General features: G+C 43.3%; 11 protein-coding genes and 1 CRISPR repeat array. Of the genes, 6 read left to right on the top strand and 5 right to left on the bottom strand.

Annotated elements, in window-relative coordinates; all coding sequences use genetic code 11:
- Nucleotides 1-86 precede the first annotated feature (86 nt).
- From recN to GCU85_RS01730, 6 genes are all read left to right on the top strand, one after another.
- On the top strand, nucleotides 87-1,847 hold the full coding sequence (gene recN, locus GCU85_RS01755; protein ID WP_152808734.1) for a DNA repair protein RecN: 1,761 nt from the start codon (nucleotides 87-89) through the stop codon (nucleotides 1,845-1,847).
- Between the two features lie 199 nt (nucleotides 1,848-2,046).
- The gene (locus tag GCU85_RS01750; RefSeq protein WP_152808732.1) at nucleotides 2,047-2,424 is read left to right on the top strand and encodes an outer membrane protein assembly factor BamE; all 378 of its coding nucleotides are present in this window, start codon (nucleotides 2,047-2,049) and stop codon (nucleotides 2,422-2,424) included.
- 92 nt (nucleotides 2,425-2,516) lie between these two features.
- A complete protein-coding gene (locus GCU85_RS10145) occupies nucleotides 2,517-2,999 on the top strand; it encodes a pilin (protein WP_152808730.1) in 483 nt (160 codons plus the stop codon).
- A 40-nt stretch (nucleotides 3,000-3,039) separates the two neighbouring features.
- Nucleotides 3,040-3,990, top strand: coding sequence for a type II secretion system F family protein (locus GCU85_RS01740; RefSeq protein ID WP_152808728.1), 951 nt, complete (start codon nucleotides 3,040-3,042; stop codon nucleotides 3,988-3,990).
- A gap of 4 nt (nucleotides 3,991-3,994) precedes the next feature.
- Complete coding sequence (locus GCU85_RS01735) at nucleotides 3,995-4,480, top strand: pilin (protein WP_152808726.1); 486 nt, start codon at nucleotides 3,995-3,997, stop codon at nucleotides 4,478-4,480.
- Between the two features lie 68 nt (nucleotides 4,481-4,548).
- On the top strand, nucleotides 4,549-5,232 hold the full coding sequence (locus GCU85_RS01730; RefSeq protein WP_152808724.1) for a zinc metallopeptidase: 684 nt from the start codon (nucleotides 4,549-4,551) through the stop codon (nucleotides 5,230-5,232).
- 73 nt (nucleotides 5,233-5,305) lie between these two features.
- A CRISPR array of direct repeats spans nucleotides 5,306-5,935; the repeat unit is 36 nt; unit sequence GTTGTGAATTGCTTTCAAACTGCTATGATTAGCAAC.
- A 70-nt stretch (nucleotides 5,936-6,005) separates the two neighbouring features.
- On the opposite strand, the gene cas2 is transcribed toward GCU85_RS01730, so the two are convergent.
- The 5 genes from cas2 to GCU85_RS01705 all read right to left on the bottom strand — a co-directional run bounded on the left by cas2 (nucleotide 6,006) and on the right by GCU85_RS01705 (nucleotide 13,273).
- Nucleotides 6,006-6,347: a CRISPR-associated endonuclease Cas2 gene (cas2, locus tag GCU85_RS01725; protein ID WP_152808721.1), complete on the bottom strand. Its 342-nt coding sequence runs from the start codon at nucleotides 6,345-6,347 to the stop codon at nucleotides 6,006-6,008.
- Entirely contained in the window at nucleotides 6,326-7,246 is a 921-nt protein-coding gene (cas1, locus tag GCU85_RS01720; protein ID WP_152808719.1) for a type II CRISPR-associated endonuclease Cas1, read from the bottom strand. The genes cas2 and cas1 overlap by 22 nt, the downstream gene beginning before the upstream one ends.
- Before the next feature lie 15 nt (nucleotides 7,247-7,261).
- Complete coding sequence (gene cas9 / locus GCU85_RS01715; protein ID WP_152808717.1) at nucleotides 7,262-11,476, bottom strand: type II CRISPR RNA-guided endonuclease Cas9; 4,215 nt, start codon at nucleotides 11,474-11,476, stop codon at nucleotides 7,262-7,264.
- Nucleotides 11,477-11,761: 285 nt separating this feature from the next.
- Nucleotides 11,762-12,496: a dienelactone hydrolase family protein gene (locus GCU85_RS01710; RefSeq protein ID WP_407944961.1), complete on the bottom strand. Its 735-nt coding sequence runs from the start codon at nucleotides 12,494-12,496 to the stop codon at nucleotides 11,762-11,764.
- 159 nt (nucleotides 12,497-12,655) lie between these two features.
- The gene (locus GCU85_RS01705; RefSeq protein WP_235896194.1) at nucleotides 12,656-13,273 is read right to left on the bottom strand and encodes a methylated-DNA--[protein]-cysteine S-methyltransferase; all 618 of its coding nucleotides are present in this window, start codon (nucleotides 13,271-13,273) and stop codon (nucleotides 12,656-12,658) included.
- Nucleotides 13,274-13,316 lie beyond the last annotated feature (43 nt).

Raw genomic sequence — 13,316 nt, 5'->3', positions numbered from 1 at the left:
AGTAGTTAGGGTAAGTAGTTAGGGTAAGTAGTTAGGGTAAGTAGTTAGGGTAAGCAGTTTTGTCGTTAAAAATGAGTTAATATAAGATGTTATCGCAACTATTTCTAAAAAATTTCGCCATTGTTGACGAGCAAACCGTTACCTTTGCGCCTGGGTTAAATGTCTTGTCAGGCGAGACGGGTGCAGGGAAATCGATATTGATTGATGCATTGGGCTTACAACTAGGTGATCGGGCTGACGCGACGTGGATTCGCCATGGCGCAACACGCGCTGATATCCAAGCCAGCCTGACTTTATCGCCTAGTAGCGCTGCCTACCAGTGGTTATTAGCCCATGAGTTATTAGATGATGAATTGCTGGGCGATGAATTGCTAGGCGATGAATTGCTAGGCGATGAATTGCTAGGCGATGAATTGCTAGGCGGTGCGGCTTCGGTCGATAGCGTTTGCCACCTGCGCCGTACGTTAAACCGTAACGGTAAATCGCAATGTTATATCAATGGCATTCCCGTGACTGTCGGAATGACCAAGCACTTGGGTGAATTATTGGTTGATATTCATGGTCAGCACGCCCATCAATCTCTCACTGCACCAGAACAGCAACGCCAGTTATTAGACGGGTTTGCAGTGCATCACGATTTATTGACCCAGACGCAAACTGCCTATGCGACGTGGCAACAATTAGAAAAACGGAAAACACAGCTCCAAGACAATGACCAAAGCTTGATTGATAAAAAAAACCTACTGGATTATCAATTAGACGAATTAACGGCGCTTAATTTGCAGCCCGATGAATTCGAAGCCCTAGAAAGTCAGCAAAAACAATTGGCAAGCGCAAGCGCAAGACTAGACCTGAGCCAGCAGCTACAGCAGCACTTCGAAGGCGAAGGCGAGGGGTTGTTAGCGGTATTACAACGAGCGAATACGCTGTGTGATAAATTACAAGCCACTGATGATGACGCGCAGGAAATCGCCGACTTTATCGCGCAAACGAGGATTTACGCCGATGAAGCCAATAGCGCATTAGCGCATTATATCAACCGTATCGAATTAGACCCCGCGCAGCTGGCTGAGGTTGAGTCGCGTATGTCAGCCTTGCACCAACTCGCGAGAAAGCACCACACCAGCCCCGATGCCTTGTTGGATTTGACCCAAGCCATCGCCGATGAGCGCGATGCACTGACCCAAAGCCTTTTGCAATTACAGGACATTGACAAACAGATTGCTGAAGCTGAAAAACAGTATAGACAAGCCGCCCAAGCACTCAGTGACAGCCGCCAGCTCGCAGCGAAACAATTGGCACAGCAGGTTAATGCGCGGTTGGACGAGCTAAACCTCGTGAATGCGGTGTTTGATATTACGATATCGGCGACGCGCGCGACGGCATCGGGCGTGGATAACGTGTTGTTTATGTTTGCCCCTAACCCTGGGCAAGCTGCGAAACCACTGCATAAGATTGCATCAGGTGGTGAGTTGTCTCGCATTAGCCTAGCCATTCAGGTTGCCAGTGTTTCACAAAAAACCGATGCGACGCTGATTTTTGACGAGGTCGATAGCGGGATTGGCGGCGCGACAGCCGAGGTCGTTGGGCGATTGCTAAAAACGCTCGCCCAGTATAATCAGATTTTGTGTGTGACGCACTTGGCGCAGGTGGCCGCCTATGCGGATAACCATATCCTGATTAGTAAGCAAGTAAATGACGCAATGACCACCACGCATTTTGCCTATTTAGACGAGGCGCAAAAAATCGCCGAGCTGGCGCGCATGAGCGGTGGTATCGCGATGGATGAAAAAACTTTGGAGCATGCGCAACATTTGCGTCAAAATGCGTTACAATTTAAACCCTAACGCAATGGAGCGTTGACGTGCTTAATTTTTGTTTAAATTCACGACACAAATTAATGCGCAATGTACGGCTTAACTCAATGTCTAATTCAATACCTAACTCAATACCTAACTCAATACCTAACTCAATACCTAACTCAATACCTAACTCAATACCTAACTCAATATCTAATTCAATGTCTCATTTAACTGGTTAAAAAAGATGAAAAAATTCTCGCAGGTGCTTACGTTGTTGGTTTCTTTGGTTTCGTTGACTGTCGCAGGGTGCGGCAAAATTCCGTATCGTATCGATATTGACCAAGGTAATTTTATCACCCAAACTGACCTCGATAGACTCAGTGTGGGCATGACCAAAGATGCGGTACAACGTGCTATCGGCACGCCCGCGATACAAGATTTCTTTAATCAAGACCGCTGGGATTACGTACAACGATTTCGCGATGGCGACTCGCAAGCACTGCAAGCAGGTCGCGTATCGCTATTTTTTACTAATGGCTTGTTAAGCCAAATCGATGCCGAACAATTTAACGAGATTACCCCCGAACCATTAGATTATAGCACGCGCGATCGTGGGCAGTGATGCGGTGTGGTGGATGGTGTCTGCTTTGTCACCTGTTTGTCTGCAATGAATACTACTATACGCTAGTTGAATAAATAACTAATTGAATAAAAATGAAGAAATATAATAAAGGATTTACCCTGATTGAATTGATGATTGTCGTTGCTATCATAGGTATTTTGGCGTCTCTTTCCATACCAGCTTATTTGCAAATGACTGTCGAAGCAAGGATAAAAAATGTAGAAAAATTCATTTCACAGTTACAGCCTGATATTGAGTCATACTACAAAGCAATGGGAAAATTCCCCACTGATAATGAAGCAGCGGGATTGCCGCCTCCAGATAAACTAATCAGTAACGAAATTGCCAGTGTGACGGTTAAAAACGGTGCTTTTTATGTGAAATTAAGCCAACGGGTTAGTAAATCGCTTCATGATAAAGCGCTGACAATCCGTCCGCTGTATGTCCCTGATTACCCCAAGACACCGTTGTCTTGGGCATGTGGTAATGCGACAATTCCTGAGGGGATGATGGCATCAGCGGGCAATAAAACGGATATCCCTTACACCTACCTTCCAATCAACTGTAGATTGTGAATCTCATCCATAACGAATTCAAATTTAAATTCTAATTCAAATGCTAGAGATATTTTTTAACTATTTTAATCATAACGAAACGCAGCTAGATGAAGTCTCTAGAACAGTTATGGCAGCAGAAGACAAGCCAGCGACGCTTGAAAAATTGCAATCGAATTTAGCCCCACGATACCAAAAATCGTTGTCAATGGTATCAATGATTTTAGCTGGGAATATAAACAAACTGCCTAGCAAAGGGCTAGGGCTATGGCATGGGTTATTCCATCTGGCAAAATGTGGCAACATCAGCCTGAATCAGTACGTGTTACAATATAATCGGTTGGAGCAATCTAGATTGGATTTGTCAGAGATTTATAAGCTAAATCCAGTTGCGTATTGGTATTTTGCCATGATGGTGATTGTCTCCGTGGGTTCTTCTTTGATATCAAGAATAAAAGTTTTGCCAGTGTTTGAGGATTTTTTTGGTGATTTTGGCGCAGAGTTGCCCGCCGTGACGCAGTGGATGCTTCATGGGCATTACTTTTGGTTTTCAACGGTTGCATTTTTGATTATACTGCTGTTGGCGTTTTTATTGCCTATTCATCTGCGCAAAAATATGAGCCAACTCAAACCTATCCCCAGTTATTTTAAGCTTATTCCACTTTACTACCCTGTTGTTCGTTCTTATCATCAGTATTTATTGTTGATGTATATGCACTGTGGTCACTTTGCTGGCGAGGGAAAAGCCCTACAGGTGGCACAAAAAGCACTACCAAAAATCAAAATCAATCAGAATACGCAGGCTTTTTTGGCGATAGCGGAGGAGATGGGTGCAATTGATAATGAAATTTTATTTCGTAAACAGGCCGTTATTCGTCAGTTATTACAGCAAACCAAAGCGGCAGAAGGGACAATGGCAATCTTTGTTTTGTTGATTTTTATTGCGTTATCAGTAATTCCAGTTTATGCCATGTATCTGCCTATTTTCCAGCTAGGAGACATTGCGAGTTAATTAAATGAAAAAACAATCAGCGGGATACACACTATTTGAATTTATTTTTGTCGCTACCATTATCGGTGTATTGGCTGCGGTATCGACACCTGCTTATCTGAGTTATGAAACCCGTGCAAGGTCAGTGGAAGGGCTTACGGTATCTGCGGTAGCACGCCAAAAAATCGCGGAGTATTATCGCTATACGCATGATTTTCCAAAAGACAATGTGGCTGCAGGGGTAAAGGCTCCTGATTTATTAAAAGGGGCGTATACCAAGCAAGTTGAGATTATCGATGGCGTGATTCATATCACTTATAATGATAAAGACCCGATATTGACAGGTAAGATGCTAACACTGCACCCTGTAATTAGCGAAGACTTATCAAATGATTTGATATTTTTTAAATGTGGGTATATAGACAAAGATAAAAAAATTGACGGGCTGAATTATATCGGCGAGAGCAAAACCAATATCGATCGAAAATATTTACCAGGTAGCTGTCGTTAATGCTTGACTTACAACAGTTACAGTCAGCGATGAATAATCGTTAAGTTGTGTTGGCCTAGCGGATTCGTATGGTTTGGGTATTGTTAATCGGTATGTTGTTGGCTTTGTTGGTGGGGCCGAGTTGGTGGGTCAAACGTGTGCTGGCCAAACACAGCAAAAATCGCGCGGATTTACCAGGCAGCGGTGGGCAATTAGCTAAGCACTTGATTGATGCCTTTGAATTAACCGACGTCACGCTAGAACAAACCGAGGCAGGCGATCATTATGACCCGATTAGCAAGACGATTCGCCTGACCGAGCCAGTCTATCATGGCAAAAGCCTGACGGCAGTGGCGACTGCGGCTCATGAATTCGGCCATGCGTTACAGCATCATGCGAGGTACAAACCCCTCACCACCCGAACCTTTTTAGCCAAACAAGCAAGGCTAGTCGAAATGCTGGCAACGGGCGCGCTGATTGCGATTCCTGTGTTGTCGGTGGTGCCTGGCGCTGGGGTTTTTGCGCGGTTATTGCTGGTGGTGGTCGTTGCCTCGATGTTTTTTTCGACCATTATTCATTTGGTCACTTTACCCGTTGAATTTGATGCCTCTTTTGGTAAAGCATTGCCGATTTTGACGCAGGGCGACTACGTCAGTCACGGGGATATAAGCGCCATACGCAAAATACTGCTGGCGTGTGCCCTGACGTACGTGAGCCAAGCAATGATTGGTGTGCTCAATATTGGACGCTGGATCCAGTTGCTACGGCGATAGGTGTGATAGGGAATCCATTCTCAAACTGCTATGATTAGCAACCGACCCCCCCCATCAAGCAACACGGGCAAATGTTGTGAATTGCTTTCAAACTGCTATGATTAGCAACGTAGGCAACCTAAAAAAATCAACGTTACTAGTTGTGAATTGCTTTCAAACTGCTATGATTAGCAACCATAGGGCCTGATAGGGTAATGGACGTTACGTTGTGAATTGCTTTCAAACTGCTATGATTAGCAACGATTAAATGTGTCAAATGTCAGCGTTACGTGTTGTGAATTGCTTTCAAACTGCTATGATTAGCAACATCTTCATTACTTAACATTGTTATTTACTCGTTGTGAATTGCTTTCAAACTGCTATGATTAGCAACCGTTATACAAGTCTCCAAGATAGCTTTTTAGTTGTGAATTGCTTTCAAACTGCTATGATTAGCAACTCCGCTTCCATTGTCTTACAGAAAGCCCTGGTTGTGAATTGCTTTCAAACTGCTATGATTAGCAACTTTTCGGGGTGACTACAAAAGCGGTTGTCTGTTGTGAATTGCTTTCAAACTGCTATGATTAGCAACGTACTGGGTACTGGGCAGAATCAGATAGAGGTTGTGAATTGCTTTCAAACTGCTATGATTAGCAACGGATGCCAAAAAATTCGCCACCCCCTCGGAGTTGTGAATTGCTTTCAAACTGCTATGATTAGCAACCCGAAAACCAGAGGATTAATGATAATCGTCTGGTTTTCCTTATTTTTTTAGACAGCAAAAGTAAATTTTTTTAAAAGAATTCTAATTGACTCGGTGTTTTTGGTGTTTCTTTTGACTGTTTTTGATGAAAAAGTTCGATATCACCGAATTGTTTGTCGGTAATCGTCATCATCCCAACAAAGCCATCGTTGGGTAGTGCCTTTTTTACTCGCTTAATGTGCGTCTCTGCATTTTCAGCGCTGTAGCAATGGCGGATATAAATTGAGTATTGAAACATGGTAAAGCCATCCTGCAATAAAAATTTACGGAATTGATTAGCCGCTTTGCGCTGTCTCTTGGTTTCTGTCGGTAAGTCAAAAAACACCATCGTCCACATAATTCGATAGGCGCTTAAACGCTGTCGGTTGAGCATAGCTGTTTCCCTAAATTGGGCAGTTCTAGCGGGTAGTTTTCCTTATTTAGGCTATTCATTAGCGATTTGGCGCTTCGATTAATCGCGATTTGTAGCGGGTAGATTTTTTGATTCAATAAGACATCAATTTGACCGATTGGAAAAAGTGCTTTTTTAACTTCTGATGTGATTTCATTGTCACACTGGTTTGGGTTGTCCTTTAGATATTGAATGATATAGGCATCAACATAGGGTCGGTAAGGTTCCATTAAATCATCCGCTAGGCAAGTCGGATTGTATTTGCCGATATGATGGATGCCCAACGCAAGGTGCAATCCATACTGGCTAAGTGATTGACAAGTTAGGCTTCGTAAAATGGCATACCCATAGTTGAGTAAATGATTGGGTGGTGTACCGTAGCGATCACGAATAAAGTGACCAAATAAAGCACCCCAATAGTGTTTGGCAGCGACGGCTTCACGATTACTTTTATCGCCTGTCTTGACCGTCCTACTGAGTGCTTTTAATTTATTTGCATCTTTGTCCAGTTGTCGCAACAGTGCGGCTTGGTTTTCAATTTTGGCGACAATAATCTGCTTCCAGAGACGGTTTTTGTGTTGTTGCGTTTGGGCTGCCTGTTGCCGTATGCGCTGGGTATGTTGGTTATTACCTGTAAATGGCAGGCTGATTGCATGTGGAATGTGTTTATCATCGCAACTGACTATTGCACCACCTGATTGCATAACCTGCTGAAATAAATAATGTGTCAAGGTTATTTGATAATGGTCGAAAATCAACAGCCCAATATCCTCAATGGGGATGCTGCCCTTTTCAGACTGTGTGAATGGGTCAGTGATTTTTAACTGCTTATCTTGACAGCTAAGGTAAGCTGGGCTGTTGATGTAGATGTTTCGTTTCATTTGAATTTCAGACGGTTAATATTCTCCGATTTGAACAATTTTACCAAGGTGGTTCAACCGAACCTTTATGATTCCTTCAATTGCGCTCAAACCCAATTGTGATTTATATGCTATTCCATTTAGTTCCTTATGGTTCTCAACAGTGGTTTCTAGATGGTGTCTAAAAAAATAATTTTTCGTTGCAATTTTCTGCACCCTAAACAAATGCTTGCTTATTAGTGCCGCATTGTGTACATCCATCAAATCAATATGTGCAGGGTTAAAATTGTCTTTTTCCGAAGGAAAAATAAACATTTCATTTTGCTTCATCGTGAACAGAAACTCCCAGCCTAAATCGGTATTGTAGGCTTTGTCTATGATGGGAAGATCTTGCTGTACACGAGCCACGGCTTCATAAAAAGACACTACCTGCTCTTGCAGCTTGCCATCGGCATCGCGGTATATGGCCACATGGTGGTTGTTGCCAGTGCTTACATAGTCCACAGGGATGGGCTTGCCGTTAGTATCCAGAATCTCATTGCCCAGATGGTCTTTTTTGGTGTGCAGTGCCTCGGCATTGCTTACGCCCGTAATGGTTACTCGTTTGATGGAGATACCTTTGTCTTTATTGAGCCATATTGGGTCTTTCGCTATGTCCGAAAAAGCGGCTTTAGCATTACCATAGTCTTTGATGCGCTGCTGCAAAATCGCTCGCACCTTATCATCAACCACTTTGTCCACTGTTAAGTCAGGGCTTATATCTTTGCGGATGGTAAAGATCTCTTCAAAGCAAAGCACCGCTTTCAGTGGCTCATCTTTCCAAGTAATAGGTTGTTTTTTAAGCGTTTTAGTATCTAAAGCAATTTCTGGATTGTTGCCAAATTGTGCCATATGCGCCAACACCAGCTTGCGTTGTTCTGCATCGATGATTAGCTGAGCTTGCTGCATTGTAAATCGCTTGCTAAGTTTGGTGGGCTTATCCATGGGGCGTTTGCTTTTGCCATAGATGGTCTCTTTGTGCAATTGTCCTCTGGGTGTGAGCTGTGTTTTGTCAGTATAGCCTTTTTTCTTTTTGATTTTATTAATATTTTTGGTGACTACCTTGTTCTTTGTCTTAAAAGAAATCAAAATGCCTTCTATATGCTTTTGGGCCTCTTGCCTAAAATTGGGCATAGGCGGGATAAAGTAGCGCTTGTTATTTTTAGTTGCAGTGATTACCTTTTCAATGGCAATGATGTTACTGTGTTTTTTATGAAACTCATTTTTCCTGGCATTTAGGTTGTTGATGTATTGAATATGGTTGTGATGGGTAAATGCTACCGTGAGTGCATCCATGGCATGGTGGCGGTGGTCATTGCGCTTGGTCCAGCCTTCAATAATCTCTACTTCTTTTTCCTGTTCTTGGCCATTGTCCCTTCTTGTTTGCATTTTGGTCAGTCCTAGCTCACGGTATTTAGGTAGGTTGAGCTCCTTCATCACATTGATTAAGTCCCAATCCGAACGTAACCTATCCGTAATCTTACCAGTGGTGGCCACTACTTTAGGGCGCACCAATTCCTGCAACATCGCCGTTGCTTTTTTGGCAATGTACTGGCTATTGCGCAGGTCTCTTTCTATAAAACCATCGGGCAGCTTGTCTTGGGTCATCAATAGTTTTTTGTATTTGCCTTTGGTGATGGCGTTGTTTTTAAATAAGCTCTCTACACGAGCCGTGAATTGAGCTAGACCTTCATCGCCATATTCGTCGGAAATGAAATCGACGGCAGTACGGTTGCTTTTTTTGAGATTCACTTGCCTAAAGGCTAACGTCTTGTTGGAGAAAGAGTCATCAAAAAGCAACGCCTTAGGTATGATGTGTTCGATATCTATTTCTTTTGAAAATATTTGCTCTCTTTTAATTTGCTGATTGGTAAAAATATCCTTGTATCCATTCTTGCCCAACTCTAACCATAATTTATAGCGAATCACATCATTTCGGGTTGGGGTGAATCCAAAATCTTTTTGAATGATTTGGCGTACCTCGTCGTTAGCTTTTGTATTATCAGCGATGAACTTTATATCTTCGGCTCGTTCTTTGGCAGATTTTTTAAGGTCTCGTGCCAGTTCTACACGGATTTCATCGGGTTTACCATATTCATCTATAACTTGATTGACGACATTCACCATCTGGTTGAGGATTTTCTCCACCACGGGATTTCGTAAACTATTTTTAGCTAAAACTTCTAATTTGTCTTTGAGCGCTCGTTTTTCATTTTCCTCTTTGGTCAATGAATTGGAATGATTGTATCCAGCCAGTTTGCAAGCCTCATCGTAGCGATTGCCGTTTTGAAGAAAAGGCATGATTTTGCGAATGGCTCTTGCCGATAAGTTGCCATAATCATCTGAAAGCGTTATGGCAGCCAATAGTTTGGTGTATTCTGGTTTGAACCCAAATTTCAGATGAAGCTTCTTCTTTAAGGCAGTTGCATTATTGCCATAGGTGATTTTGTCCTCTTCCGAAACCTTATCATCATCCGTTACGGAATAGAGCAAATGCCACAATTGATAAGCAGGTTGCTTGTCAAAATCATTGCCTTCTAGGTTGGAATCAAAATCCAGTATCCCTGCCTCTATGCCCATTTCTGGGAAAATGGCTTTTAGTTCTGTGGTTATTTCCGAGGCAGATTTCTTTTCCCAATCATGCCCATAGCCTTCATTCTCGGCAATGGTTTGATAGATGTTAAAAAGCGCAGCATTGGTGCGATTGCCCTCTAGCCCCTCTGGGTAATTGGTTTTGAATTCCTTAGCCGATATGCCAAGTAGGTTTAGTATTTGCTTTTCTGTGAGTTTCCCTCTTAGGTTGAGTTCTTCAAAGAGTAAATCCCGCTGCGATTCATCGATTTCAAAAATAGTTGTGGGCTCTGTTAGCAGGTCAGCTTTGTTACTATCTTTAAGTGATTTTATCTCAAGGTTGTTGAGTACCGACCATATTTTGAACTCCTGAAAAAGTGGAGAGGATTTTGGGATTACTCTATGACCTACGGTACGCATTTTGGGCTGATGGGTTGATTTGTTGTACACCGTATTTCCCGCCTTGTCCGTGCGTACTTCTTCCCAGCTTTCAAAAACACAATGGCTGATGAGTCCTTTTTGCGATTTTAATTTACGTTGATAAAAAATAACCACATCGCGAATTTGTTCTTTCAACGCTGGAGTCAATTCGGGGTGATATTTTGCTTGAGTTTCCCATATTTGTTCAAATTCATCCAGATAGTCTTGTCTATAGAAAACTTGATTTTTAAGAGAAGTATGCGGATTCGATTTTATTTGGTTGTAGAGGTATTCTCCAACAGTTAACCCGTCAGAATACAAGATTTTGCTGCGGTCACTGATCTTGCCAAGGTAACCACTAGATTTATTGGTGTCGTTGTTGATTTCGGTCAGTACATAGGCTACTGCTGCTATGGGGACTCGTTTTTGTATGGCATCGGTACGCCATTGATAGGCCTGTAGCTTTACCTGTTCTCGTTTGCCTTTATTTTCTGCAGTATAGATGCCTTTTATCGCCAAAAACCTTTTGCGCGTATTTTGCTGCCCTTGGTCTTTTAATGCCTTGTATAATTCATCATCTAATATTTCAGGGTGAAATGCTTTTTGAACTTCCCAAATAATATCAAATTCTGCTTTCAGATCAGATCGATAAAAATCTGGGATGTATTTTTTTCCTTTTAGCAACAATTCTAGTACGTATTGCCCAGGCGTTAGTTGGTTGTCGTACAAATGTTTTGCTACCGCCATGCCATCTACTGCCATACCTTCGTCTTCTGACTGTGCTTTCCTACTGCTTTTGTAGCCTCGTTTCTTGTTGATAGCGAGCAGTACTCTTGCCAATTCGTTTAATTCTATTGGATGACGAGCCGCCTTGGCACGTAGTTGTAGTGTTTGATGCGTTGATTGAGAGCCAACTTCCGTCAGCGGTATGCCTGCCTTAATTATGTTAGCGGCAGCCAATAGTTCCATTAAATTTTCTCTACGCAGTTTGTACCGTTGTAGATTCCTGCGAGCACCTCTTTTCAGGGTTCTTTCTGCATTGGTAGAAAGCGGCTTGCCTTTTTCAAAATCAGTTAGCTCATCGGTGGTAAGGGGATTTACCCGTACACCTAATTTGATGATGTCGGCATCGATCAACTTATTGTTTTCATCTCTTTCTTCGCCTACCATCGCCCAGCCAATGCTATTAGTCCCTAAATCTAATCCTAATATTTTTTTCATAAAGTCCTCTGTTGTCCCCTGATGTATTAATTATGGATTGATAATTTAATCCATATCGTGTTACTATGTGAATTGAAAGCAATTCACAATAAGGATTATTCCGTTGTGAAAACATTTACTACGGGGCATTCGCAAGTTTGCCTCGTTTTTTATGTAAATGTTTCACGAATACCACTAAATAAAATAATTAAGAAGTAAGTAAAACATTCAAAGCGGTGATGCCATTTGGCATGCATCGCCTTTTTATTTGATTGTGTTTATTTTTCAACTCACTACTTCAACTCATTACTTCCCGAACTGTTCGTTTAAAAAGTCAGAAAACGCTGCCCAGGATTTTTCATCAGCGGTTTGCTGGTAGCGTGCTGAGTCAAAGACGGTAAAGGCATGGGGGGCGCCAGAATACACCGCGATTTCATAGGGAACGCTTGCGGATTCGAGCGTCTCGGCTAGTGCCGCTACGTCTTGCATCGGGATGGCCGTATCAGCACCGCCGTGTAGGGTTAAAATCGGTGCGGTATCAGTGGGGTAGCTTTGTCCCGCTGGTGTTGCCAGTGTGCCGTGAAATGAAGCATAGCCAACGACATCGGTATCAACGCCTGAACGCGCGAGTTCTAGTGTTGCGCCACCGCCAAAACAATAGCCCATGACCACGGTGGGTTGCTGTCCTGAGTGGGCGCGTAGCTGCGTGAGTCCTGCTTGGATACGTTGGCGCATGGTATCGCGGTCGTTGTAGAGTTTGCCGACTTCGGCTTTTTTATCCTCGATTTTATCGGGTCTTACGTCTTTGCCATATAAATCCACCGCAAAGGTGGCATAGCCATCAGCGGCCAGCATATCGGCACGTTTTTTTTCGTAATCGTCGATACCATCCCAGTCGTGGATAAGTAGGACTTGTCCTTTGCTGTTTGCCTGAGGTGCGGCGTAATAGCCTTGGTACGTTTGCCCATCAATTTCATAATCAATATTGTTTGCCTGTGCTAGGCTACAGGTACCCAGCGTGGCAAGTAGTATGGCGGCCAGTTTGGTTGGCAGCTTAGTTGGTAGCTTAATTGGCGATGCGGTAAGTGGTGTCGCTGGTTGGATTAGGCTTTTGTTAAGATTTTTCATGGGTTACCTCGTGGTGTTGTGATTGTATGGTGTTGTGATTGTATGGTGTTGTGATGTGATGTGATGTGTGGTTTATTGGTTGGCGCTTTCTAATTCTAGCAGTGCTGCTTTGCGGTCTAGACCACCCGCGTAGCCAGTGAGTTTGCCATTGCTACCAATGACGCGGTGACACGGCACAATAATGCCAATAGGATTTTTGGCGTTGGCATTGGCAACCGCGCGAACGGCTTTGCAACGGTTTAATGCATTGGCTTGGGCTTGGTAGGTGCTGGTATGTCCATACGGAATGCTTTGCAGGTATTGCCAAGACGCTTGCTGAAAATCCGTGCCTAGCGCGGCTAAGGGGATATCAAATGCCGTCCGTTTGCCCGCAAAATATTCGTCTAATTGCTGTTCGGTGCGTTCGATGATGGGGTGATGCGTGCTAGTGGATTGCGATAAGGGCTGCGATAAGGGCGTTGTGCCAGTATGCTGTCCGATACGCTTGAGTACGGCGTTTAATTTGGCGACATCGGTAAACAGCAAACACGCTAATCCGTCATCGGTCGCCCCAGCAATCATCTTGCCCAGAGGGGTGTTGATGTATTTGAGCACGATGGCGTTGTTGGCTTGAGATTGTTGCTGGGATTGTTGCATGGGCTGTTGCATGGGTTCTCCTGATTGTGTAAGGCGTTCTGGGTTGTTATGCATGGTCGATTAACGTGATGACATTGATGCGATGCCATTAATACGA

This window comes from Ostreibacterium oceani (genome assembly GCF_009362845.1).
GTDB lineage: Bacteria > Pseudomonadota > Gammaproteobacteria > Cardiobacteriales > Ostreibacteriaceae > Ostreibacterium > Ostreibacterium oceani.
Note: the sequence above shows the minus strand (reverse complement) of the source record. Positions and strands in the feature narration are given on the sequence as shown.

Coding starts and splice junctions, on each gene's coding strand:
- recN (WP_152808734.1), top strand. CDS start 87: ATGTTATCGCAACTATTTCTAAAAAATTTCGCCATTGTTGACGAGCAA.
- GCU85_RS01750 (WP_152808732.1), top strand. CDS start 2,047: ATGAAAAAATTCTCGCAGGTGCTTACGTTGTTGGTTTCTTTGGTTTCG.
- GCU85_RS10145 (WP_152808730.1), top strand. CDS start 2,517: ATGAAGAAATATAATAAAGGATTTACCCTGATTGAATTGATGATTGTC.
- GCU85_RS01740 (WP_152808728.1), top strand. CDS start 3,040: ATGCTAGAGATATTTTTTAACTATTTTAATCATAACGAAACGCAGCTA.
- GCU85_RS01735 (WP_152808726.1), top strand. CDS start 3,995: ATGAAAAAACAATCAGCGGGATACACACTATTTGAATTTATTTTTGTC.
- GCU85_RS01730 (WP_152808724.1), top strand. CDS start 4,549: ATGGTTTGGGTATTGTTAATCGGTATGTTGTTGGCTTTGTTGGTGGGG.
- cas2 (WP_152808721.1), bottom strand. CDS start 6,347: ATGCTCAACCGACAGCGTTTAAGCGCCTATCGAATTATGTGGACGATG.
- cas1 (WP_152808719.1), bottom strand. CDS start 7,246: ATGAAACGAAACATCTACATCAACAGCCCAGCTTACCTTAGCTGTCAA.
- cas9 (WP_152808717.1), bottom strand. CDS start 11,476: ATGAAAAAAATATTAGGATTAGATTTAGGGACTAATAGCATTGGCTGG.
- GCU85_RS01705 (WP_235896194.1), bottom strand. CDS start 13,273: ATGCATAACAACCCAGAACGCCTTACACAATCAGGAGAACCCATGCAA.